Source organism: Arcobacter sp. YIC-80, assembly GCF_044841725.1.
Lineage (GTDB): Bacteria > Campylobacterota > Campylobacteria > Campylobacterales > Arcobacteraceae > Arcobacter_B.
In genome coordinates this window covers 66,246-91,449 of the sequence record NZ_JBJBSI010000002.1, presented here as the reverse complement: position 1 = coordinate 91,449, position 25,204 = coordinate 66,246, and the positions used below count along the sequence as shown (strand labels likewise).

Annotated in this window: 15 protein-coding genes; 13 read left to right on the top strand and 2 right to left on the bottom strand. The window is 28.2% G+C overall.

Going from position 1 to position 25,204, the window contains the following annotated elements:
- Positions 1-28: 28 nt before the first annotated feature.
- On the bottom strand, positions 29-949 hold the full coding sequence (locus ACH5BK_RS04415; RefSeq protein ID WP_404304828.1) for a branched-chain amino acid transaminase: 921 nt from the start codon (positions 947-949) through the stop codon (positions 29-31).
- Positions 950-1,102: 153 nt separating this feature from the next.
- Here ACH5BK_RS04415 and ACH5BK_RS04410 point away from each other — a divergent pair, with 153 nt between their 5' ends.
- The 8 genes from ACH5BK_RS04410 (at position 1,103) to ACH5BK_RS04375 (ending at position 16,663) form a co-directional block, all read left to right on the top strand.
- Entirely contained in the window at positions 1,103-1,819 is a 717-nt protein-coding gene (locus ACH5BK_RS04410) for a hypothetical protein (RefSeq protein WP_404304826.1), read from the top strand.
- Complete coding sequence (locus ACH5BK_RS04405) at positions 1,794-2,390, top strand: SAM-dependent methyltransferase (RefSeq protein ID WP_404304824.1); 597 nt, start codon at positions 1,794-1,796, stop codon at positions 2,388-2,390. The genes ACH5BK_RS04410 and ACH5BK_RS04405 overlap by 26 nt, the downstream gene beginning before the upstream one ends.
- Positions 2,391-2,480: 90 nt before the next feature.
- Complete coding sequence (metH, locus tag ACH5BK_RS04400; RefSeq protein ID WP_404304822.1) at positions 2,481-5,960, top strand: methionine synthase; 3,480 nt, start codon at positions 2,481-2,483, stop codon at positions 5,958-5,960.
- A gap of 112 nt (positions 5,961-6,072) precedes the next feature.
- Complete coding sequence (locus ACH5BK_RS04395) at positions 6,073-8,040, top strand: TolC family protein (RefSeq protein WP_404304820.1); 1,968 nt, start codon at positions 6,073-6,075, stop codon at positions 8,038-8,040.
- Positions 8,041-8,763, top strand: coding sequence for an efflux RND transporter periplasmic adaptor subunit (locus tag ACH5BK_RS04390; protein WP_404304818.1), 723 nt, complete (start codon positions 8,041-8,043; stop codon positions 8,761-8,763). It begins immediately after the preceding gene.
- A 9-nt stretch (positions 8,764-8,772) separates the two neighbouring features.
- Positions 8,773-13,197, top strand: coding sequence for a DUF4347 domain-containing protein (locus ACH5BK_RS04385; protein WP_404304816.1), 4,425 nt, complete (start codon positions 8,773-8,775; stop codon positions 13,195-13,197).
- A gap of 12 nt (positions 13,198-13,209) precedes the next feature.
- Complete coding sequence (locus ACH5BK_RS04380) at positions 13,210-14,547, top strand: efflux RND transporter periplasmic adaptor subunit (RefSeq protein WP_404304814.1); 1,338 nt, start codon at positions 13,210-13,212, stop codon at positions 14,545-14,547.
- A gap of 1 nt (position 14,548) precedes the next feature.
- Positions 14,549-16,663, top strand: coding sequence for an HlyD family efflux transporter periplasmic adaptor subunit (locus tag ACH5BK_RS04375; protein WP_404304812.1), 2,115 nt, complete (start codon positions 14,549-14,551; stop codon positions 16,661-16,663).
- Between the two features lie 130 nt (positions 16,664-16,793).
- Here the strand turns inward: ACH5BK_RS04375 and ACH5BK_RS04370 are convergent, their stop codons facing one another.
- Positions 16,794-17,963 carry an Opr family porin gene (locus ACH5BK_RS04370; RefSeq protein WP_404304810.1) on the bottom strand — a complete coding sequence of 390 codons (1,170 nt, stop codon included), beginning with the start codon at positions 17,961-17,963 and terminating at the stop codon, positions 16,794-16,796.
- 193 nt (positions 17,964-18,156) lie between these two features.
- On the opposite strand from ACH5BK_RS04370, the gene ACH5BK_RS04365 reads away from it, so the two are divergent.
- The 5 genes from ACH5BK_RS04365 to ACH5BK_RS04345 are packed head-to-tail and all read left to right on the top strand — an operon-like array spanning position 18,157 to position 25,156.
- Positions 18,157-20,565 carry a molybdopterin-dependent oxidoreductase gene (locus ACH5BK_RS04365; protein ID WP_404304809.1) on the top strand — a complete coding sequence of 803 codons (2,409 nt, stop codon included), beginning with the start codon at positions 18,157-18,159 and terminating at the stop codon, positions 20,563-20,565.
- A 2-nt stretch (positions 20,566-20,567) separates the two neighbouring features.
- Positions 20,568-21,122: a hypothetical protein gene (locus ACH5BK_RS04360; protein WP_404304807.1), complete on the top strand. Its 555-nt coding sequence runs from the start codon at positions 20,568-20,570 to the stop codon at positions 21,120-21,122.
- 33 nt (positions 21,123-21,155) lie between these two features.
- Complete coding sequence (locus ACH5BK_RS04355; RefSeq protein ID WP_404304805.1) at positions 21,156-21,842, top strand: response regulator transcription factor; 687 nt, start codon at positions 21,156-21,158, stop codon at positions 21,840-21,842.
- The gene (locus ACH5BK_RS04350; RefSeq protein ID WP_404304804.1) at positions 21,835-23,499 is read left to right on the top strand and encodes an ABC transporter substrate-binding protein; all 1,665 of its coding nucleotides are present in this window, start codon (positions 21,835-21,837) and stop codon (positions 23,497-23,499) included. Before ACH5BK_RS04355 ends, ACH5BK_RS04350 begins: the two co-directional genes overlap by 8 nt.
- Entirely contained in the window at positions 23,483-25,156 is a 1,674-nt protein-coding gene (locus ACH5BK_RS04345; RefSeq protein WP_404304802.1) for a sensor histidine kinase, read from the top strand. Before ACH5BK_RS04350 ends, ACH5BK_RS04345 begins: the two co-directional genes overlap by 17 nt.
- The last annotated feature ends 48 nt before the right edge of the window (positions 25,157-25,204 follow it).

Genomic DNA, 25,204 nt, shown 5'->3' with positions numbered 1-25,204 from the left:
TATTTAAATTTTAAAATATTAACTAAGATTAGTTAATGTATGTTAAATACTTAGTGTATTTTTCATTTTTACCTTGAACAACATCAAAGTATGCTTTTTGTAAAGCTTCTGTGATAGGACCTCTTTGTCCACTACCAATAATTCTTGCATCAATATCTCTAATTGGAGTTACTTCAACAGCTGTTCCTGTAAAGAAAGCTTCATCAGCAATATATACTTCTTCTCTTGTAAGTCTTCTTCTAACTACTTCATAACCTAAATCTTTTGCTAAATCAATAACAGTAGCTTGTGTGATTGATTCTAATGAGTTATCATTTGGAGGAGTAATTACAACACCATCTCTAACTATGAAGAAACAAGCACCAGAAGCTTCTGCTATATAACCTTGATCATCTCTTAGTAAAGCTTCATCATATCCACATTCAACAGCTTCACCTTTTGCCATTTGAGAATTTAAATAATTAGCAACAGCTTTTGCTTTACCCATTCCAGAAGTATTTGAGTTTCTAGTCATAGATGCAATTTTTACTCTTACACCTTTTTTCATACCTTCTTCACCTAAATACGCTCCCCATTCCCATGCAGAAATAGAAACATTTACAGGTGCTTCTTTATGATAAAGTCCCATAACTCCGTAACCTAAGTAAACAAGAGGTCTAATATAAGCACCCTGTGTTAATTCATTTTTTTGTAATAATTCAATTTGTGCTTTATTTAATTCCTCAACACTAAATGGAACATCAATAAGTGTCATTTTAGCTGAGTTTATAAGTCTTTTTGTATGTTCTTCAAGTTTGAAAATAGCACATCTACCATCATGAGTTTTATATGCTTTAGTACCTTCAATAGCACCATTTCCATAATGAAGTGTATGTGAAAGAACATGTACTTTAGCATCATGCCAGTCTACAAGTTTCCCATCCATCCATATATATTTTGCTTCAGTCATCTTATAAATTCCTAATGATTAAAATTTTTTGATTATATTCTAGCTAAGATAATATTAAATTTAGGTCATAATTTAAACATAAGGTTTCTTTTAGGGGTTTAAATAGTTACTTATGGTATATTATAAAAAAAATTTTGGGATTAGTTTTTTAGTATGAATAAATTTATAAAAAGTATTTTAGTTAGTGTTTTTCTTGCACTATTTATAGCAGGATGTTCTGTTAAAGATTTTAATAAAGTAGCAGAACCTGAAGAAAAAGTTTTTGTATATGACAGACCTGCTGTTTCACAAGAGTTGTTAAAAACAGTGCATGAGATAATAAATGCAATGTCTCAAAATAATTTACAACTTTTAAGCACAAAGTTTATAAATCAGAAGTTTGGAGTATATAATCTTTATAAAGTAGATGGTTTTGAAGATTTTACATATCAAAAACTATTTTACAATATAGTCCAAGGTGATATTATAAAAGTAGAAGAGTTTTCTGATTTAGTTTCAAGAGTTCCTAAAAAAGCTGTTTTATTACCTATTATACAAACAGATGCCACTTTTAATTGTAGTCCATATAATGATGCTTATTATGGTTGGACAAATCATGGACTTTTTTTAAGTACAAACACTTTTACAAAATTAGAAAAACTAATGGAAGAAAAAAATATGCTTAAAAAAGATGCTTTTAAAAAAGAAGATTTACATAAAGCTAAAATGATTAATCTTATGTCATATAAAGTTATCTTAACACCTGAAATTGTTTTTCATTTGAATAAACTAGATGATGGTAAATGGTATATAACTTTGATTGATAGAATAACAACAAATTGTAGTGTAAAAAAGGATTCTAAGAATGAGTCAACAAGAATTTTGGAATAATAAATTTTCAAGAGAAGGTTACCTTTATGGTACAAAACCAAATAGTTTTATAGCTTCAAAAGTTAAAACTTTTCCAAGAAATGCAAAAGTATTGTGTTTAGGTGAAGGAGAAGGAAGAAATGCTGTTTTTTTAGCAAAAAGAGGTTTTGAAGTAACAGCTATAGATGCATCTGATATTGGATTATCAAAGCTTCACTTTAGAGCTTTAGAAGAGGGTGTAACTGTTGAAACTATTTGTGTTGATTTAAAAGATTGGGAAGTAAAAGAAACTTATGATGTAATAGTAGCTTCATACTTACATTTATATAAAGAAGATAGGGCTAAATTATTTGAAAAAATTCAAGATTCATTAAGGCCAGATGGCCTTTTTGTAGGAGAGTTTTTCTCAACAAAGCAGTTAAACTATGATAGTGGTGGACCAAAAGATGAAGAACTTCTTTATACAGTTGATGATTTTAAAAAAGGTTTTGCTCTTTATCAAAATGATATAAAAGAAGTGGTTACTATTCTTGATGAAGGAAGAGGACATCAAGGTGAAGCTAGCGTTATAAGAGTAATGGTAGAAAACTAAAAGAGAAATTTTATCCTAAGTTATAAAGTGGTATATTATAACTTTTAAGAATAATAATTATAAGTATTTTAAATAATAAAGTGAAGAAGAATGATAGAAAAAATAAAAAGTATAATAGAAAATAGAGTATTAGTAATTGATGGTGCAATGGGTACGCAACTTCAAATTGCTGATATCAAACAAGAAGATTGGTTGTATGAAGGTGTAGATTTAGAAGGGTGTAATGAGCTTTTAAATTTAACAAGACCAGACGTTTTAACAGGTATTCACGATGCCTACTTAGAAGCGGGAGCTGATTTAATTACTACAAATACTTTTGGTTCAATGCCTTGGGTATTAGATGAGTATGAAATCCCTGAAACTTCTTATGAATTATCAAGACTTGGAGCACAACTTGTAAAAGACTCTTGTGATAAATTTTCAACACCTCAAAAACCTAGATTTGTATTAGGTTCAATAGGCCCTGGAACAAAACTTCCTTCTTTAGGACATATAGGCTATGATGAAATGTATGAGGGTTATAAGATTATGGCTAAAGGTCTTGCTGATGGTGGTACAGATATTTTCTTATTAGAAACGTGTCAAGATCCTCTACAAATTAAAGCAGGGCTTCATGCTCTAAATGACGTAGCTCCTAATATTCCTATTATGGTATCTGTAACTATTGAGCTTAGTGGTACTATGCTTATTGGAACAGATGCAATGACAATTGCAGCTATAATGGAACCTTTCAATATTTTATCACTAGGTTTTAACTGTGGTACAGGGCCTAAACAAGTGTTAAAACATGTAAAAACTTTAAGTGAAGTTTGTAAATTTCCTATGTCTGTTCATTCAAATGCAGGACTTCCTCAAAATAAAGGAGGACAAACTTATTATCCAATGCAACCAAAAGAGTTTACAGAACTTACAAGTGAATTTTTAAATTATAATGGGGTTTCATTTTTAGGTGGTTGTTGTGGTACAACTCCTGAACATATAAAAGCATTAGTTGCAGGAATAAAAGGCATGGTTCCAAGAAAATCAAGTGGCTTTTTAAAAGCTTCTTTAGCTTCACTTTTTAGTACAGTACCTTTAAAACAAGATCCAGCACCTTTACTTATTGGAGAGAGATCAAATGCTACGGGTTCAAAAGCTTTTAGGGAACTTCTTAAAGCTAATAATTATGAAGGAACTCTTACAGTAGGGCAACAGCAAGTAAGAGCAGGAGCACATGTAATTGATGTATCAGTTGGTTTTGCTGGACGGGATGAAAGAGAAGATATGGATAAAGTTGTCTCTTTGTATTCTCAAAAAGTTTCACTTCCTTTAATGCCAGATTCAACGCAAATACCTGCATTAGAAGCTGCTTTAAAACAAATAGGTGGAAGACCAATTATTAACTCTGTTAACCTCGAAGATGGGGAAGATAAATTTGATGAGATTTGTTTATTAGCAAAAAAATTTGGAGCAGCACTAGTATGTCTTGTAATTGATGAAGTTGGAATGGCTAAAACAAAAGAAAGAAAACTTGAGGTTGCTGAAAGAATCTATGATTTATGTGTTAATAGACATGGATTTAAACCTGATGATTTGGTTTTTGATATGCTTACTTTTACTATTGGTTCAGGAGATGAAGAGTATAGAACAGCAGGTATTGAAACACTTGAAGCTATTAAAGAGTTTCAAATAAGACATCCAGAAGTTGGGACTACTTTAGGACTTTCAAATATTTCTTTTGGACTTGATCAAAAAGCTAGGATTTACTTAAATTCTATATATTTAGACCATTGTGTAAAAGCCGGATTAACAACAGCTATTGTAAATGTAAAACATATTTTGCCACTAAATAAAATAAGTGATGAAGATAGAAAAGCTTGTGATGATTTAATTTTTAATAATCAAGAAAATGGGGATCCATTATTTGCCTTTATTGACCACTTTGCTAATGTTGGGGATATGGAAGAGCAAAGTGATGAAGAGTATCAAAAACTAGAACCAATAGATAAGGTTAAAAAACTTTTATTAGATGGTGATAAAGATAGAATGTTACCACTTGTAGAAGAGCTAAGACATGATGTTAATCCGGAAATTATTGTAAATGAATGGTTAATTGATGGTATGAAGGTTATTGGTGAATTATTTGGATCAGGTCAAATGCAATTACCTTTCGTATTACAAAGTGCAGAAACTATGAAAGCAACAGTTGATGCTTTAAATCCATATTTACCAAAAGAAGAGAAAGCTAGTGAAACAGTATTAGTTCTAGGAACTGTTAAGGGTGATGTACATGATGTTGGTAAAAACTTAGTTGATATTATTCTTTCAAATAATGGTTTTAAAGTTATTAATATTGGAATTAAAGCTGATTTAAATGATTTTATTATTGCAGTTAAAGAACATAAAGCACAAGCTATTGGTATGAGTGGATTACTTGTTAAATCAACAGCAGTTATGAAAGAAAACTTAGAAGAACTTCAAAAACAAGGTATTGATATTCCTGTTCTTTTAGGTGGTGCAGCACTTACAAAAGGTTTTGTAAATGATTATTGTAGATCAATCTATGATGGTCCAATTTTCTATTGTAGAGATGCCTTTGATGGAGTTGTTTCTATGCAAAGAATAGAAGAGGGAGATTTAGAAAACACTGCTTTAGCAGCTGATTTAATAGAAGAGGTTGATACTTCTGATAGAGTTGCTAAAAAAGAAGTAGAAATACCTCCTTATGAAGAAATTGAACTTCCAAAACCAACACAGTTTACATTTCCTCCACTTTGGGACAGAGTGGCGAAAACAGGTGATGAGGTAGATAAAGAATTAGTATTTAAATGGATAAACCATAGGGTTTTATTTAGACAAAGATGGGGATATAAAAGAGGGAAACAAAGTAGTACTGATTTTTTAAAACACGAAGAAGATGTTGTTAAACCTTTATATGAAGAGTTAAAAGAAGAGCTAATTAGTAAAAATATTTTTGATCCAATTGCTATTTATGAATACTACCCTTGTATGTCTTATGATAATAAACTTTATATTTTTGATAAAAAATATTTATTTAATTCAGAAGAAGAAGCAAGAAATAATAAACCTTCACTAGATGAAGCAATAAAAATTTTAGAGTTTCCAAGACAGCAAAGAAAACCTTTTAGATGTATTGCAGATTATTTTGCAAACGATAGATTAGATGTTGTTGGTTTTACTCTTGCTAGTGCAGGGCTTAAAGTAGCTGATTATGAAAGAGAGTACTACAATAAAGGTGAGTTTAATAAATATTATCAAATTCATGGGCTTGGAGTAGAACTTGCGGAGGCTTTAGCTGAGGTTTTACATAAACAAATTAGACTAGATTTAGATATCGTTCCAAAAGAAGGACCAACATTAAATGATGTTCAAATGAAACAGTATGTAGGTTGTAGATATTCTCCTGGATATGCAGCTTGTCCGGATTTAGCTATGAATAGAGATATTTTTGATTTACTAGATCCTGAAAAGTTTGGTATTGAATTAAGTGAAACTTTCCAAATGCATCCAGAACAAACTACTTGTGCAATAGTAGTACCACATCACGAAGCAAAATATTATAATATTTAAAAAGTAGTTTTACTACTTTTTAATATTAAAATAATTTATAAAAGCCCATTAGATAGGGATTTAAGTTTATATAAGGCAAAATATATAAAATAATTACACTATGGGGATTTTAATGGGTTTTTTTAAGAAAAAAACAACTACAATTTTTTTACTAATATTAATATTTTTTATTAGTGGATGTACCGTAACTCCTCAACCTTTAACAAAAGAAGAAATAGCATTAAAAGCTAGTAAAGATTTAAAACTAATAAATAGAATTTCTCCTATAATTACTAAACCTATTACAATTGATGAAGCAATAAACAAAGCTTTGAAAAATAATGTTAGAAATAAAATAAAATTAATGCAAACAGCTTTAGCTAAGCAGCAAATTGATTTAGTTTATTATGATATGTTACCAAATTTAACTACAAGTGCAGGATATTCCAAAAGAGATGAGTTTGCAGCGTCTGCAAGTACCTCTTTTGATAATGGAACTCCTGACCCAATAAGTGGAGATCCTTCATATTCTGTATCTCAAGATAAAGAAAAAATTGATGCTGATATTTCTTTTAGTTGGAATATTTTAGATTTTGGATTATCTTATGTAAAAGCTCAACAAGAAGCTGATAAATATTTAATGGCAAAACAAAATGAAAGAAAAGTAATTCATAATATTGTTCAAGAAGTAAGACGTACATACTATAAAGCAGCTTCTGCACAAGCTTTACTTAAAAAAATAGTTCCTATGATGAAAGATGTGCAAGTAGCTTTAAATGATTCTAATAAAATTAAAAAACTAAGAATAAACTCACCTATGGAGTCTTTAGCCTATCAAAGAGATTTACTTGAAGTATTAAGATCACTTCAAACCTTAGAGAGAAGCTTAATGAATGCAAAAGTAGAGCTTGCAGAACTTATGGGTTTAAAAGCTGGAACTCAATTCTCTATTGCACAAGAAATAAAAGCTAATTATGAACTTCCTAAAATAAACTTAGGTTTAAAACAAATGGAAATAATGGCTTTGGAAAATAGACCAGAAGTTTTAGAAAGTAGATATAAACAAAGAATTTCTCATAAAGAAACAACTAGAGCAATTTTACAAATGCTTCCAGGAATAAAGTTAAATACAAGTATCTCTTATGATAATAATGACTATTTATTAAATAACAATTGGACTTCTTATGGAGCGACAATTTCATGGAACTTATTAAATATCTTTAAAGCAAATACAAGTCACAAAATAGCAAAAACAAAAATAGCTTTAGCAAAAGAACAAAAATTAGCTATTTCTATGGCTGTACTGTCACAAGTTCATTTGGCTTTAGCTGACTTTGAACAATCAAAAAAAGAGTATAATCTTTCAAAAAAATATTTAGATGTTGCTCAAGAAATTTATAAATTAACAGAAGTTACAAATAAGCTAAATATGAATAGTAGATTGATTTATATAAAAGAAAAACTAAACTATATTTTAGCTTTACTTAGACATTCATCTTCTTATGCAAATGTTCAAAATAGTTATGGAAGAGTATTTGCTTCTATTGGAACTTATGAAGATATAGGAAAAGAAACTTTAGAAAAAAATAGTGTAATTAAAGAAAAAAAGCCTAAAAAAACTCAAAAGAAAAAAGAAGAAGTTAAAAAAGCAAAAGTTGAAAAGTTAGTAAAAACAGCCTTAACAACAAAAAATGTTTATTTAAGAAAAGAACCACATAAAAATAGTGCTTTTTCAGTTGTTTTACTAAAAAATAAAAAAATAAAAGTTTTAAGAGAGTTTGAAAATAAATTTGGGAAATGGATTGAAACACCTCTTGGTTTTATTTATAAAAGTGCAGTTGATATTAAACTTGAAAAACAAAGTTCAAAGATAGATTTTGCTTCTATAAATAAAATAGAAAAATCTATTTTTATAGGAAAGGCATTTAAAAATGCAAGTATTAGAACAAAACCAACATGGCAAAGTTCTATTGTATATTTACTTCCAAAAGATAAAACAATTAAAATTGAAGAAATAGTTTCAAGTAACAAAGATGTTTGGTATAAAACATCATTTGGTTATATAAGTAACTTAGTTATGGATATAGAAGAAGAGTATTAAATGAAAAAGATTTTTATAATAGTTTTTTTAATCACATATATTTTTGCACAAGATGAAATAAGTTCACGAGCAGTTATTACATCTTATGATAAAACAATTATTTCAAGTGAACTTGCTGGAAATATAATTTATTTAAAAAAAATAGAGGGTGATTATTTTAAGAAAGGTGAACTTTTAGTAAAACTTAATTGTGATATTTATAAAGCAAAAAAATCAAAAGCAGCAATTGAAAAAAATATTGCTTATTTAAAATATAAAAAAAATAAAAAACTAGAGAGTTTTAAATCTATTGGTAAATTTGAAGTTGATATTGCAAGAGAAGAGTTTAGAAAGCAAGAAGCTGAATATAAAATAGCTTCAATAAATGTAAAAAGATGTAATATTTATGCTCCTTACAATGGAAGAGTTGTAAGTAGAGAGGTTTCTCAACATCAAAGTATAAAACCAAATGAACAGATTTTAGAAATAGTTTCAACAGATAACTTAGAAGCAAAGACTTTTGTTCCTTCAACATGGTTATCTGTATTAAAAAAAGATATGAAAGTTGTTTTAAATATAGATGAAACACAAACTTCTATAAATGCAGTTGTGAAAGAAATAGGTTCAGTTGTTGATCCTATAAGTCAAACTGTTTTAGTTAGAGTATCTTTAACTAAGCCTTATGAAAAAATAATACCAGGGATGAGTGCAACAGCAATATTTCAAGTAGAAATACAAAAATAAAGAGTTATTATGAAACGAAATCCATTAATTAGTGTCTTAGAACCAAGAGTTTTATTTGATGGTGCAGCAGTAGCAACTGCTGTAGATGTGTTAGATAATAATAGTTTTGAAAACAATGAAACACAAGATTCAACAACAACTACTTTTGAATCAAAACAAATAGCTTTTATTGATAATAATGTAAAAAATAAAGAAAAAATAGTTGAACAACTAGATGATAATATTGAAGTTTACTATTTAGATGATAAAAGTGATGCATTAAAACAAATACAAAATATTTTAGAAGATAAAAAAGATATAGATACTTTACATATTATTTCCCATGGAAAACAAGGAGAAATTCTTTTTTCAAATGGAAGTTTAAATACTCAAAACCTAGATACTTACAAACAAGATTTAGAAAATATATCAAAAAGTTTATCCAAAGAAGCAGATATCTTACTTTATGGATGTTCAATTGGCCAAAATAATCAAGGAAAAGAGTTTGTTGATAAACTAGCTTCTTTAACAAGTGCAGATATTGCCGCTTCAAATGACTTAACAGGAAATAAGATTTTACAAGGAGATTGGAGTTTAGAGTACGAAAGTGGTGAAATACAAAGTGAAAGTATTAGTGTAGATAATTATGAGACTCTTTTAGCAAATAATGCACCTTTTCTTTCAACTTCAAGTAATATTGATTCTATTCCAGCAAGTGATTTTTCAAAAGGTATTGCACAAAATGCCTTTGATGGAGATTTAAATACTTCATACTTCTTTCAACCAGGAGCAGGTAGTAATTTTAGTTTTGATGCAGGTGGTTTTTTTATAGTTGATTCAATCTCTATTATAACTTCAAATGGCCCTATAGATCATGATCCTACTAGGTTTGCTATTTACGGTTCAAATGATAACACAAATTTTAGTTTAATTGCATCAGGAGATTTAAACCCTCCCTTAGATAGACAAGAAGCTTCTGTAAAAACACAATTTACAAATAGTGAAGTTTATAGATATTATAGAGTAGAGTTTAATTCTCTTAGAGGTTCTGGCTTATCTTTACCTGTTGAAGTTGCAGAGATTAAAATAGGTGGTTCTGATATTACGACTTTTTCTTATACAGAAGGAGGAACTCCTTCTCAATTAACAAATCTTGTTATTTTAAATGATGATGGAACTACTTTAGAAAGTGCAGAAATAGCTATTTCCTCAGGATTAACTACGGGGGATATTTTATCTTTTACTAATGATGATAATACTCTTTATGGAAATATATCTTCATCTTATAATAGTAATACTGGAATATTAAGCTTAAATGGAACAGCAACAATAGAGCAGTATAAAAATGCTTTAAAAGGAATAAGGTTTTACTCTACAAATGATTCTCCTGAAACATTATTTAATCAAAGAACTCTTTCTTGGAAAGTAAATGATGGTGTAAATGATAGTAATATTTCAAAAACAGTTTTAGAAGTAGTTGGAGTAAATGATGCTCCTGTTATTGATAGTGCAGATGCTTTGGAAAACTTAAAAGAAGATGGTGTAACTTCTGTTTCAGGAGATATAAATGCAAGTGATAAAGATTTAAATGATACTTTATCAGCAAGTTACACAATCAACACAATACAAGCATATCAAAGTGATGGTTCAACACCTTTAGTTTTAAGTGCAAGTCAGAGAAATGAAATTATTAATGCTTTTAATTTTACAAATAGTACTGGAACTGACAATAGTGAAACTTTTAATTGGAGTTATTCTATTTCAAATAATAATTTGAATTTTTTAGCAAAAGGTGAGAGTATAATTGCCCAGTTTACAATACAAGTTACAGATAACAATGGTGCAAGTGTAAATCAAGTAATTACAATAAATATTGAAGGTACAAATGATGAACCTTCTGTAAATGCTTCAAGTGTTACAGGAGAAGTTGTTGATAAAGGTGTTTTAACTCAAAATGGTGTAATAAATTTTGTAGATCCAGATACAACAGATACACCTACGGCTTCTTTAGCAGGTACAAGTATAAATGGATATAGTTTAAATTCACAAGAAGAACAAGCTATTATAAATGCCTTTTCAATTACTTCTGCTTCTTCTAATACAAATCTTGGTTCAGTTAATTGGGATTTTACAATAAATCAAAATGACATAGCTTTTCTAGCTCAAGGGGAAGTTATAACAGCTGTTTTTACCATTGAAATAAATGATGGTAATGGAAGTGTTAAACAACAAAATATAACTATAAGTATAAAAGGAACAAATGATCAACCTCAAATTCAAGTAGTAGATGATAATGGTCGTATATCAGAGGGTTCAAGCTTAAGTGATAGTGGTTCAATAAAATTTACTGATATTGATAAAACAAATAGACCAGTAGCAAGTGAGACTTTATCAAGCATAAGTTCAGTTGATATAAATGGTAATCCAATTAGTATAAGTGCCTCAAATCAAACAATTCTTGAAAATGCCTTTTCCATCACAAACTTAAACCCCAACTCTAATAATGCAGATGTTCAATGGAACTATTCATTAAGTGAAAATCAATTAGATTTTTTAAGTCAAGGAGATGAAATAACTTTAACTTTTACTATTAAAGTTACAGATGAAACAGGAGCTTCTTCTAGTCATGATATAACTATTTTAATTGTTGGTGAAAATGATGTTCCTTTAATTTCAGTAGTTGATGTAGATGGTCAAATACAAGAAGGTACAACTTTAAATGATAGTGGCTCTATAAATTTCACTGATATTGATGAGGATGATAAACCAATAGGAACGTTTAGTGTGAAAGATATAAATGCCACTAAAAGTGATAATTCAGCTCTTACTTTAAGTGCCACACAAAGGCAAGCTATTGAAAATGCCTTTTCTATTTCAAATCTTTCTTCAAATACTAATAATGGAACAATTACTTGGGATTATACAATTAGTGAAAATGATATAAACTTTTTAGCCAAGTCAGAAACTATAAAAGCAGTTTTTACTATTACTATTACAGATAACCAAGGACAAACTTCAACTCAAGATGTAGAAATAACAATAACTGGAAGTAATGATAATCCTGAAATAACTGGAAGTCAAACAACAGGAAATATACAAGAAAGCTCAATTTATACAGATACAGGGACATTGAATTTTAATGATTTAGATTTAACAAATAATATAAGTATTAGTGATTATTTTGATTCTGTTACTGCCTATAGAGCTGATGGAGTTACAACATTTATTTTAACAACACAACAGCAAATAGATTTATTAAATGCTTTTAGTGTTACAAATACTGGTGAGGGAACAAATAGTGGAACAATAACTTGGCAATATACAATAAGTGAGGATAAGCTAGATTTCTTAGGAGAAAATGAGTCTGTAAGAATTGTATATAATATTGAAGTTTCAGATAATGAAAACCAAAAAGATATCCAATCTATTACTATAAATATTGGAGGACAAAATGATGCTCCTATAGTTTCAAATGAGAATATAGATTCTATTATTACTTATGGACAACCTTATACACAAGAAATAGCATTTTTATTTACAGATGTTGATAATAGTGATAACTTAGTTTATGAGGCAACAGGTCTTCCTACTGGAATAACTTTTGATAAAATATCTGGTTTAATTAGTGGGAACCCTTTAGAAATAGGTGTTTTTGAGGTTACAATAATTACTTATGATTCTTCTTCTTTAAAAGCTTTAGCTTCAAGAACTTATCAAATTGATGTATTGGGCCCACCAAAAGTAATAGAACCTACTTTTGAAAAACCAAGAGAAATAGAAAACCCAACAGTTGTAGAAAATATAGAAGTAGCAGATAATTCTCAAAGAGTTGAAGAAGTTGGAGTTATAAAAGATAATCCTTTTACAGATAATCAAAGCAAAGATAGATTTAATCAAGACTTTCAAAAATTAGATTCTACAGGAAAAGGATATACAGATTTTCAGACAATAGATGAAACACAAGCCTTTACAAGTGAAAATAGTTTTAATATTTTAAGATCAATTGAAATAACACTTGATACAAGAGGGGAAACAAACTTTGCTTCACAACAAAAAGAAGCTTATGATACTTTGGGTTTAAGCATAGAAGATTTTACTTATGTAAATAACTACTTAGAGCTAAAAATTGTAGATATAAAACAAGCACGAGTTTATGAAGTTCTTTTAGGAAATGGAGAAAAACTACCAAGTACTATAGTTTTTGATGAAAAAAGTGGAGTTTTAAAAGGTGCTTTAACTGATAATATGGAGTTTATTATAAAAGCTTATGACTTTGATAATAAAATTAGAATACTAAATATAAAAATTGATGTATCAGCCTTAAAAGACAAGCCAATAGAAATTACTTTAAATGAGCAAGATACAGGGTTTTCTTCACAGTTAGCAAAACAAAGCAATGAGATAGAATCTTATGGTAAAAAAATTTCTCAGTTATTTAATAGTGAAGATGTATAAAGGTAAAAGAGTTTGAAATTAAATGTTGCTAACTTACTTCAAATTGAGCATAATTGTAGAAATGCACAAAACTATGAAGAACTAAGATATTTAGTAGTAAATGAAATAAAAAAATTAGTACCAAATAAAGTTGCAGTATTTTTTGCTCCTGATTTAAAAAATAGTTTGAAAGTTGAAGCAATATCTGATGTTTCAACAGTTAATCCTAATTCAATATTTGTTCAAGTATTAGAAAGTATTGTAAATAAAACAAAAGATATAAATGATACTTTACATGAAATAGATAAGCAAAAACAACTTGATTCTTATGAAAGAGAAGTTTTAACTGAGTATGATTATAAAAATATAGTTTTTGTACCGATTAAAATAGAAAAAGATGATGCTTCAATACAGTTTTATATGATTTTATTAAATAATGAAAGTTATGAAAAAAAACATCTTGAAGTACTTGCTCATCTATCTTCTTCTTATGCATACTTTTTTTATGCAGTAAGAAAAAATAGCTTTAAATCAAAACTAAAAAAAGTTGGATTTTCAAAAGGATATTTTAAATACATATTTTTGATATTTGTTTTATGTATGTTTATCCCTATAAAACTATCTGTTTTAGCCCCTTTGGAAGTTGTTGCTAAAGATCCTTTTATTGTGACATCTTCTTTAGATACAGCAGTGAAAGAAATAAAAGTAAAACCCAATGAAGAGGTAAAAAAAGGTGATTTATTAGTTTTATTAGATGATATAAAATATTTAAATGAATATGAATTAGCTAAAAAAGCACTAGATATTGCCCAAGCACAGCTTTATACTTCCTCTCAAGCAAGCTTTTACGATATAAATCAAAAGAAGAAAATATCCGAACTCAAAGCACAAGTAGAATTAAAAAAAGTTGAAGTTGAATATACAAAAAAGCAATTAGAAAAAACAAAAATTTATTCAAAAAAAGATGGTATTGCTATTGTAAATAATCCTAGTCAATGGAGTGGAAAACCAGTTGTAGTAGGTGAAAAAATTATAATGATAGCCAATAGAAATATGATAGAATTAAAAATCATGATACCTACAGGTGAGGCTATATTTATAGAAAAAAATGCTTTAGTTAAAGCTTTTTTTGATAATGACCCTTTAAATTCAGTAAAAGCAAAAGTAGATTATATCTCTTATGAACCTGAATTTACCCAAGAAGATGTTTTAGCATATAAGGTTATTGCATCTTTTGATAATTTAAATATGGAAAAAATGCCAATGATTGGTATAAGGGGAACAGCAAAAATATATTCAGATGAGGTAACACTATTTTTCTATTTATTTAAAAAGCCAATAACAGCTCTAAGACAATATGTAGGTTGGTAAGTTGTTAGAACAAAAAAACACAAAGCTACCTTTTATAAGAGAAGAATTACAATTATTAGAAGCTGGTGTTAGTGAAAATGGAGAGAAAAACTGGCTTATTTTTGATCCAATACAAGAGACATATTTTAATATTTCTTATGATACTTTTAAGCTTATTAGTTTATGGCAAAGTAATGAAGAGATAAAAATATTTTTAGAAATACTAAAAAAAAATGATTATGATATAGATGAAGAGAATTTATTTATATTTATTGATTATTTAAAAAAGAATAATCTCTTAAAAACTAATACAAAAGATGATATTTCTTTTCTTTATTCTTCTTATAATCAAGGAAAAACAAGTACTTTAAAATGGCTTTTAAAAAATTACTTATTTATTAGAATACCTCTATTTAAATGTGATAAATTTTTAGAAAAAAATCTTAATAAAGTGGAATTTTTTTATACAAATTTTTATAGTAATATTATTCTTTTTTTAGGTTTTATAGGAGTTTTATTAGCTTTAAGAGATTATGAAGAGTTTATTAATACTTTTTCTTATTTATTTTCTTATGAGGGAATGTTTTACTATTTATTGTCAGTTATTTTTGTAAAAAGCTTACATGAATTAGGTCATGCTTTTACGGCTAAAAGAAATAAAGTTAGAGTTCCTACTATGGGAGTTGCATTTTTAGTACTTTTCCCTGTTTTATATACAGATACTACAAATTCATGGAGACTTAAACCTAAGAAAAAAAGACTACAAATTGTTTTAGCAGGTGTAAAAGTTGAGTTATATTTAGCATTAATTTGTATATTTTTATGGTCATTTCTTCCTGATGGAATATTTAAAACTATTGCTTTTGTTGTTGCTACAACAAGTTTAGTAACATCTTTGCTTATCAATATAAGTCCTTTTTTGAGGTTTGATGGTTATTATGTATTATCAGATATTACAAATACAAAAAATCTTCAACCAAGAGCTTTTGCTATGTCAAGATGGTTTTTAAGAAGATATATCTTAGGTTCAAATGAAAAAGTACCTGAATATCTACCCTTGTCTAAACAAAGGTTTTTTATTATTTATGGTATTGCCACATGGATTTATAGATTCTTTTTATTTTTAGGTATTGCTATTTTGGTGTACTATTTTACTTTTAAAGTTTTAGGTATTATTCTTTTTATTGTAGAAATTATATGGTTTATAATCTTACCAATCTATAATGAACTAAAAATTTGGTTTAAAAAAATTAATGAAGTGAGTTTAAATATGCGAAATATAGTAAGTCTTATTATCTTTATAGGGTTTGTTTTTTTACTAATATACCCTTGGAATACTAAAATTAATATGCCTTCTGTCCTTGAAGCAAAAGATTATAGTCAAATTTACTCACCAATAAAAGCAAAAATTGAAAAGATTTATATAAAAAATAAAGAAAAAGTAAATAAAGGAGACTTACTTATTAAGCTTCATTCTTTTGAAAATGAGTATAAATTAAAACAAATTTTATTAAAAAAGCAGTTAGTAAAAGTAAAACTAAATAAAATGGCAGGGAATAAAGAGTTTTTAGAGAATAGATTTATTTTAGAAGAAGAACTTTTAAGACTTGCTAAACAAGAAAAAGCCTTAAATAAAATCTCTAAATCCCTTGAAATAAGAGCTCCTTTTAGTGGTATTGTATCAAAAAATTTTCAATTACATGAAGGTCTTTGGATAAACCCTAAAAACGCTTTATTAAATATATATAATCCAAACTCTTTTGAGGTTATTGCATATTGTAAAGAAGAAGATTATTCATATATTAAAAATAAAGCAAAAGGAAAATTTATATTTGATAACTATGCAAAAAACATAGATGTAAAATTTGTAAAAGTCTCTAATATCTCATCATCTTTTATAGATCACAAAGCTTTAAGTTCTTTATATGGTGGAGATATTGCTGTATCAAAAACAAAAGAAAATACATTAAGAGCTGAAAAATCTTATTATAAAGTATATGCAAAAGCCTTAAATTTAGAAAAAGATTATGATTTTATGCAAAAAGGGGTTTTAGTTGTTGAGGCAAAACCTCAAAGTATTATAAAAAAAGCATATATAAAAGTGCTTTCTATTTTGATCAGAGAAAGTGGTTTTTAGTAGGTTATAGAACTACCCCTGATGAAAGAGAAATCAACAAAAAAACTCTTGTCATAATAAGGGTAAGGAGAAGTGACACAGGGGCAGTTCTATAACCTAACTGATATATTCCTCCAAGGAGGAATATATACTAGAAACTATAAGTTAAAGTAGCATTTAACTGATTATAGTCACCATGAGGTGCTGTACTAGTTTCATTTACTATTGTATAACCTAAATTAGCTTTTAAATCTTTTGTTAATGGATATCCTAACCATAATGTAGTTTCATCCATATCTAATTTTTTTGTACCACTAATATATTCAGTCATTCCATAAAGTAAAGTTGCACTTAAATCACCAAACGATTTACTAACACCTACATATAGTGTTTCAGCACCTTTACTATAGAAGTAATCACCTTCTTCAAATGGTACATTAGTTTCACCAGAATTTTCACCTGCATAACCTGGGAATGCGGCATCGTCATCAACTTTTGCATAACCAGCATAAGGTTTAAATCCTGCAATTGATGTACTAGCTGTTATATGTAAAAAGTTTGAGTCTTTTACAGTGTTTTTATCTTCTTTACTTGTAGCATAGTGTGCATTTAATGAAACATTATCAAGTTTTAAATTAACTTTTCCACCAATAATATCTCTTACATCTGGATACATTGCATCATAAGCACTTACAGAAATCATATCATTGATTTTATGAGATAAAGTAAATTGGTAAACACCTTTATCATCATTAAATTTACTCATTGGTCTATAATCTCTTGAATAAACTCTACCATGTCTTAATGACCAGATAGCTTCAAGTGAAGTATCTCCAAATGCTGCATCAATTTTTACTGCATCTTGAGTTTTATTAACCCAGTTAGAAGAAATAAATTGTCTACCAGCTTTTACAGTTATATTATTTGTAGGAGTATATGTTAAGAAAAATTCTTCTGCTTCTACAGTTCTATTTTTACCATCTTCATAAAATCTTTCAGACGCGTCACCTGCGTTTGTTCCATGTGATGTAGTTGAATTATCATCATCTTCAAAAAGTGTTTTATATGCTCTAAACTTAGATGTTAAACTTAAGTTATTCCAAGTGTCTGTTTCATATTTTAAAGCAAATGAACCAACAGCATAGCCAGTATTTTGATAATACGTACTCTCTGTTTTATCCATATCTCTTTGCTCATAAGTTGTAGTAATTTCCCCACTTACTTTACCATTTGTTAATGCATCTTGTAAAGAATCTGCATAAGAAACAGAACACGCCCCTACTGCTAACGCAGCAATCATACTTATTTTTAAGTTTTTCATTGTTAATCCTTTTTAAAACTTTCATATACAAGTAGAACCATATATATATAACTGAATACTGGTTCGTTTTTGTGTGATTGAAAGTTTAATAAAAAAAAAGAGCAAAAAAATCGAAAATTTTTTACATTAAATTCGATTTTTTTGCTCTTTTTTGTTGCTACAATTTCAGTATAAATCAAATAAAGGATTGAAGATGAACAATTCAAGAAGAAGCTTTTTAAAAGTTGGTGCAGCTGCCTCAGCAGCAATTGCTGCTAGTAGTACTGCAACTGGTGCATTCGCAAAAGAGTTTGCAAGTAGAACAAAAAAGATTCCAAGTGCGTCTCACTTTGGTGCATTCCATGCACATGTAAGAGATGGGAAAATTGTAGATATAACATCTCAACTTGATTCAGATGCTAACCCAACTGTAATGGTTAAAAGTTTAGCTGATAGAAATAGTACAGATTCAAGAGTAAAATATCCAGTAGTAAGAAAAAGTTTCCTTGAAGGTAAAGGAAGAGGTGACTTAAGAGGAAAAGAAGAGTTTGTAAGAGTTTCATGGGATGAAGCTATTAAATTAGTAGCTAAATCTATTAAAAAAGCTCAAGCTAAAGGTGGAAATGAAGCACTATATAACGCATCTTATGGTGGTTGGGCTCATCCAGGTGCATTTAAACCAAATGCTTTAGCAGGTAGATTCTTCAACCAAATTGGTGGAGCTGTAAGAACATCTGGTGAGTATTCAAATGGTGCAGCAGGACAAGTAAACCCATCAATTGTTGGTGATATGGAAGTTTATTCTATCCAAACAGCACATGAACAAATTATTAAAAACACTAAAGTTATGATTCTTTGGGGTTGTGATATGTATAAAACAAATAGAGCGGGTTATACAGTTCCAAATCATAGATGTTATGATGCTTATGAAGAGTATAAAAAAGCAGGAATTAAATTTATTTCAATTGACCCAATTTATACTATGTCAGCACAAGAGTTTAAAGCTGATTGGATTAAAATCAGACCAGGTTCAGATGTTGCTATGATGATGGGTATGATGAATTACTTATATAAATCAAAAAAATATGATAGTAAATTCATTAAAAAATATACTCATGGTTTTGATAAATTCTTACCATATTTACTTGGTAAAACAGATGGTATTGATAAAACTACTAAATGGGCAGAGAAACTTACAGAAGTACCAGCAAAAACTATTGAACAACTTGCTGATATTATGGTTTCTAATAGAACATTTATTGCAGGTAACTGGTCATTACAAAGAGCACATCATGGTGAACAAGTAGACTGGTCTATTATTACTTTAGCTTCAATGATTGGTCAAATTGGTCTTCCAGGTGGTGGATTTGGATTCTCTATGCACTATGAAGGTGGTGGAGATGCAAACTCTGGTAAAAACACTGTTGGTGGTATGAGTCAAGGTGGAGGAGATAAAGTAAAAATTGCTATTCCTGCTTCAAGAATGAGTGACTTAATCACTAAACCAGGACAAACAGTAACTTACAAAGGTAAAGTTATTAAATATCCTAAAGTTGAATTTATGTTAAGTGCAGGTGGTTCTCCAATTGGTCACCAACCTCATGTAAATGAATTAATTGAAGCTATGAGAACATTAGATACTGTTGTAGTAGTTGAACCATGGTGGACACCAACAGCAAAAATGGCTGATATTGTTTTACCTGCAACAACAACAATGGAAAGAGATGATATCGCAGGAGCTATGTCTTACTCAGCAGATAGAATCTATGCAATGAAAAAAATTGTAGATGCTAGATATGAATCAAAAGATGACTATGAAATCTTTACTTTATTAGCAGAACAATTTGGTAAAGGAAAAAGGTTCTCAAGAGGAAGAACTCCTATGGAATGGTTAAAAAGATTATTTAAAAGATCATCAGCAAAAAGAGAAATGGGAATTACTTTTGAACAATTCTGGAAAGATGGAGTTATCAAATATGATATTCCTGATAGTGCTAGAAAATTTGTTAGACATGAGGCATTTAGAAAAGATCCTGTTAACAATGCACTTAAAACTGAAACTGGAAAAATTCAAATTTATTCTGAGAAATTCGCTTCTTATGGATATGATGACTTTAAAGGTCACCCAATGTGGTTTGAACCAGCAGAATGGTTAGGAAATAAAAAATTAGTGAAAAAATATCCACTACATTTAGTTTCTCCTCACCCAACATATAGAATTCACTCACAGTTAGATAATACTTGGGTGCAAAATGTACATAAAGTACAAGGTAGAGAACCAGTTAGAATTTCACCAAATGATGCTAAAAAATTCGGTGTTAGAGATGGTGAAGTAGTAGAAGTTTATAACGATAGAGGAAGTGTTCTTGCTGGTGTTATTGTAACAAATACTATTAGAGATGGAGTTGTAGCTATTGAAGAGGGTGCTTGGTATTCTCCTGAAGATGCAACAAAAAATAAAACAAGATGTAATTCTGGTCAAGTAAATGTATTAACATCATCAAGACCAACATCACAAATGGCGCAAGCAACTACAGCAAATACAGTACTTGTAAGTATTAGAAAAGCTGGAACAATTACACCAAATGTTGCTTATAACCCACCAAAAATTATAGGAGCATAATTATGAAAGCATTATTTAGAAATATCACAGTATTATTAATCTTACTTGGGGCAATTTCCCAAGTAAGTGCAAAAAATATGTTTATCTATCAAGATACACAAATCAAAGCAAATGGAAAAACAGCAAATGTTTATGTAGGTGTTCCTGTAAAAGTTTTAAAAGATATGGGAAAAGAAGTAAAAGTTTCTATTGAAGGATTTAGAAAAGGTGATAAAGTTTATTCATCATCTTCAAAAGAGCTTTTAGTAGCTAAAATAAATAAAGGTTTTAAAGTATTAAACAAAGGTTCTAATAAAGTTCAATTAGTTGGTACTTTAAGTAAAGAGTTAGTATCAAATGATTTACTTGATGTATGGGGTGAGCACGAAGAATTCTATTTTGAAATGTGTACACAATGTCATGCTGGACCTGAGGTATCTCATCACTCAATGATGGAATGGGGAGCTATTTTTGGAACAATGAAAGGTTTTGCTAAATTAGATGAAGAAGAAGCAACATACCTTTTAAGATACTTAAAAGCTAATGCTTCTGATGGATTTGTAAAAGCAAAACATTAATTTTTTGTTATAATAAACAAAAAAGGAATTTGCATGCAAAAAGAGTTATTAGAGAAATTACAAGGTTTAAAAATTCTTTATGCAGAAGATGAAGAGGGTATTAGAAGAAATATCGCTGATAGCTTACAATATTATGTAAAAGAAGTAATTGAAGCATCAGATGGAAAAGAAGCTTTAGAATTATATGAGCAAAAAAGTCCAGATATTATTTTAAGCGATATTCACATGCCCAATTTAAATGGAATAGATTTTGTCAAAAAAGTAAGACAAACTAATAGATCTATTCCTATAGTTATGATTACAGCTCACACTGACAAAAAGTACTTGCTTGATGCAGTTGAGCTTCACATGGAAAAATACTTAGTTAAACCAATAGAATTGGAACCTTTATTCGAAGCATTAGAACAATGTACTAAACTTTTAGACTTAAATAAAACAATAACATTAAAAACAGATGAAGATTATACTTATGATTATGATAGAAAAGAACTTAAGTATAAAGGTGAAAATATCTTATTAAATAAAAAAGAAATGCTTTTTTTTGAAGTATTAATATCTAATCAAAATAGAATTACAAGTTATGAGGAACTACAAGAAAAAGTTTGGGGTGATGATATCATGACTGATAGTGCCCTAAGATCTTTAGTAAGAAACTTAAGAAAAAAACTTCCAACAGATATTATTTTTAATTTATCAGGAACAGGATATAGATTTGTTTAAATATCTAATATTTTTTTTTATGAGCATAAATATTGTTTTTGCTTCTTCTCATCTTGTCGATAAGTTAGAGTTTAGAGAAGATAATTCTTCTTTAAATAAAGCAGTAAGATTACATCCTAAATCACATATAAATATATTCCTTCCTTCTATTCCATACTCATATATCGCAAAAGCTACAAACTCAGGATTAATTAGATCTTATGATAATGAAAAAGGGTGGGTTTATGATTTAGCTAAATCTCATAAACGAATAGATGATTTTACGTATATTTTTGAGTTAAGAAAAAATCTAAAGTTTCAAAATGGAGAAAATTTTACAATAGATGATGTAATTTATAATTTAGAGTTTTTTAGAAAAAATCCTTTTTTATATACAAATATTGATAAGATTGATTTTAATGTTTTTAAAATAAGTGAAAGTAAAATAAAAATTGTTTTAAAACAAAAATATGAAATGTTTTTAACAGATTTAGCAAGAGTATATTTTTATACAAAAGAGTATATTAAAAAAGTAAACCCTGTAGGGGAAGAAACAGGTACAGCAAATAGAGTTCCTGGTGACTTTGGTATGGGCCCTTATATTTTAAAAAGTGGTTATGCAAGAGGTGATACTCAAACAAATAAATTAGAACTTGAAGCAAACCCTTATTATTGGAATAAAAACTATCCAAAAATCAAGAAAATAACAGTTTATACTCAATTAGATGTAAACCAAGCTATACATGATATTACAAAACATGAGGGCAGACTTGATTTAATGCCTATACCTTTTAACAAAAAATTAGAAGTTATTTTATCTGAGTATTCGAAACTTATAGTTTCAAAGTCAACAGATAATTTTGTTATATTTTTCAATCTTATAAATGGGAATAAAAAGTTATTAAATCAAGATGTAAGAATAGCTTTAAATCAGGCTTTAAATCAAGAAAACCTTTTAAACTTTGTATATAAAAATGAAGGTAAAATTTCTCCTTTTACTGCTTCTATAAATTATCAGGTTGTAAAAGAAGTAGCAAAAGATTTTAAAGAAGAAAATAAAAAGTTTTCACAAGAAGAGTTGAAAACTTTGCTAAATAATCTAAAGTTAAATATTTTTACACAAGATAGATTTATGTTTTTATTTAAAGGAATAGAATTTCAACTTAAAAAGTATGGAGTAGAGTTTAACTATACAATAACTTCTAGTGAAAAAGATATTTATAAGCAATTATTATCTACAAGTAAAAATAAAAATACTAACAATTGGGATTTACTTATTTGGGGTGATGATGACTGGTACTATCAAAATCCTTGGACAGTTTTTTTTATATATGAAAATGGGAGTGTTTGGTCTACTATCCCAGAAGATAAAAAAATGCAAGAGTATATTCAAAAGTTATTCATAACTAAAATTGGAACAAAAGAGTATAAAGAAGTTGTTAAAAATATATTATATAGAGCAAGAAATAAAGCTTATACTCTTAGAGTACCCTCTTTAAATAAAGTATTAGCTGTAAATAAAGAAGTTATTTATAAACCTTATGAAGGTGGTATTATCCCTTTATGGGAAATAGAATTAAGTAATAATCATTGGTCTATTAGAGATGAGAAAGAGTATAGTAAAGAACTAAAAAAACCTATAAAACCAAAAAGAATAAAATATGATAAAGCTAATTAAAACAATAAATATTAAAACAAAATTGGGAATACTATTTGTAATCTTATGTATTTCAATAGCTATTTTAGGTTATAAATCAATTAGTGTTAGTGAAGAAAATAAAGATACTTTAAAATTAGTTCATAGTAAATCACAAGCAGTTTTAGCACTTCAAAATAAGATTATTACACCTCTTTATAGTTTACGTCAGTTAAACCAATCTTTAGTAATGGCTCCAAATAAAGAGATTAGAAAAATAATACAAAGAGATTTAAATACAATATTTTTGAATCTTGATAGAAACTTTGTAAATGTTAAAGAATATAGTCTTGAATTGCATGAAATGTGGGAAAGTTATAAAGAACATATCTTTATAACAAAACAATATTTAGAAGAAGGTTTTGAAGAGGGAGCTTATATAAATGTAACTACTGTAAGCAAAGAACAATTTGATATTTTAGTTGATAAATTATTAAGTTTACAAAAAAACTCTTTGAGTAATGCAACTATTGCATATAGTGAAGCTGTAAAACAGTCTAAGGCTATAAAACTAGAAGTTTTAGGTAGTATGAGTTTAATTTTGATTTTTGCGATTATTATAGGTTGGCTTGTAACAAGTAATATTTTGAAGTCAATATATAGTGTGCAAAATGGTTTAAATGATTTCTTTAAATATCTAAATGATAAAACAACAAAAGTTAATAAAATAGAAATTGATACTAAAGATGAATTTAGACAAATGGCTACAATTATTAACAAAAATGTTTCATATATTAGAAATAATATTGAACAAAATGAAGCTTTAATTAAAAATGCGACAAAAGTATTAGAAGATATAAAAAGTGGAAATTTAGGTACAAGATTATCTAAAGATACAAACAATAAAGCTTTAAATGAAATGAAAAATATGATTAATGATATGATTGATAATTTAGAAGAAAAAATTCAAAAAGAAATTAATCAAAGACTTAAACAAGAAGAAATATTAATTCAACAAAGTAAATTAGCTGCAATGGGTGAGATGATAGGAAATATTGCTCATCAATGGAGACAACCTTTAGCAGAAGTATCTGCAATACATCTAAATATGAAAGTAACTTATGATTTTGATAAGTTCACAAAAGAGTATTTAGATAAAAAGATAAAAGAAGCTAATAAATTAACTGCATATATGTCTCAAACAATCAATGACTTTCAAAATTTCTTTAAGCCACAAGGTGAAAAAGAGTTATTCTCAATACAAAAAGCGTGTGAGGAGGCTTATTTTATAGTTGAATCATCTTTAAAATATCACAATATACAGTTAGATTTTAATGTGATAGAAGACTCAAAAGTTTTAGGCTATAAAAATGAATACTCACAAGTAGTTTTAAATGTAATAAGTAATGCAAAAGATATTATTTTAGAGAGAAAAGTTGAAGATCCTCATATTAATATAGAGATTAAAAATGGTGCAAACTATGCTATTGTGAAAATTAAAGACAATGCAGGTGGAGTAGATGAAAAGATATTAGATAAAATTTTTGACCCATATTTTACAACAAGACATAAAACACAAGGTACAGGAATAGGGCTTTATATGGCAAAAAATATTATTGAGCGGAATATGAATGGCTTTATAAATATAAGAAATTGTGAAAAAGGAGCTTTATTTACTATAAAGGTTGCTAAAAGTTAATTTGTAGAAATTAGCATGAAATTTGCAGAATTTACTATTCAAATTAGT

Coding starts and splice junctions, on each gene's coding strand:
- ACH5BK_RS04415 (WP_404304828.1), bottom strand. CDS start 949: ATGACTGAAGCAAAATATATATGGATGGATGGGAAACTTGTAGACTGG.
- ACH5BK_RS04410 (WP_404304826.1), top strand. CDS start 1,103: ATGAATAAATTTATAAAAAGTATTTTAGTTAGTGTTTTTCTTGCACTA.
- ACH5BK_RS04405 (WP_404304824.1), top strand. CDS start 1,794: ATGAGTCAACAAGAATTTTGGAATAATAAATTTTCAAGAGAAGGTTAC.
- metH (WP_404304822.1), top strand. CDS start 2,481: ATGATAGAAAAAATAAAAAGTATAATAGAAAATAGAGTATTAGTAATT.
- ACH5BK_RS04395 (WP_404304820.1), top strand. CDS start 6,073: ATGGGTTTTTTTAAGAAAAAAACAACTACAATTTTTTTACTAATATTA.
- ACH5BK_RS04390 (WP_404304818.1), top strand. CDS start 8,041: ATGAAAAAGATTTTTATAATAGTTTTTTTAATCACATATATTTTTGCA.
- ACH5BK_RS04385 (WP_404304816.1), top strand. CDS start 8,773: ATGAAACGAAATCCATTAATTAGTGTCTTAGAACCAAGAGTTTTATTT.
- ACH5BK_RS04370 (WP_404304810.1), bottom strand. CDS start 17,963: ATGAAAAACTTAAAAATAAGTATGATTGCTGCGTTAGCAGTAGGGGCG.
- ACH5BK_RS04365 (WP_404304809.1), top strand. CDS start 18,157: ATGAACAATTCAAGAAGAAGCTTTTTAAAAGTTGGTGCAGCTGCCTCA.
- ACH5BK_RS04360 (WP_404304807.1), top strand. CDS start 20,568: ATGAAAGCATTATTTAGAAATATCACAGTATTATTAATCTTACTTGGG.
- ACH5BK_RS04355 (WP_404304805.1), top strand. CDS start 21,156: ATGCAAAAAGAGTTATTAGAGAAATTACAAGGTTTAAAAATTCTTTAT.
- ACH5BK_RS04345 (WP_404304802.1), top strand. CDS start 23,483: ATGATAAAGCTAATTAAAACAATAAATATTAAAACAAAATTGGGAATA.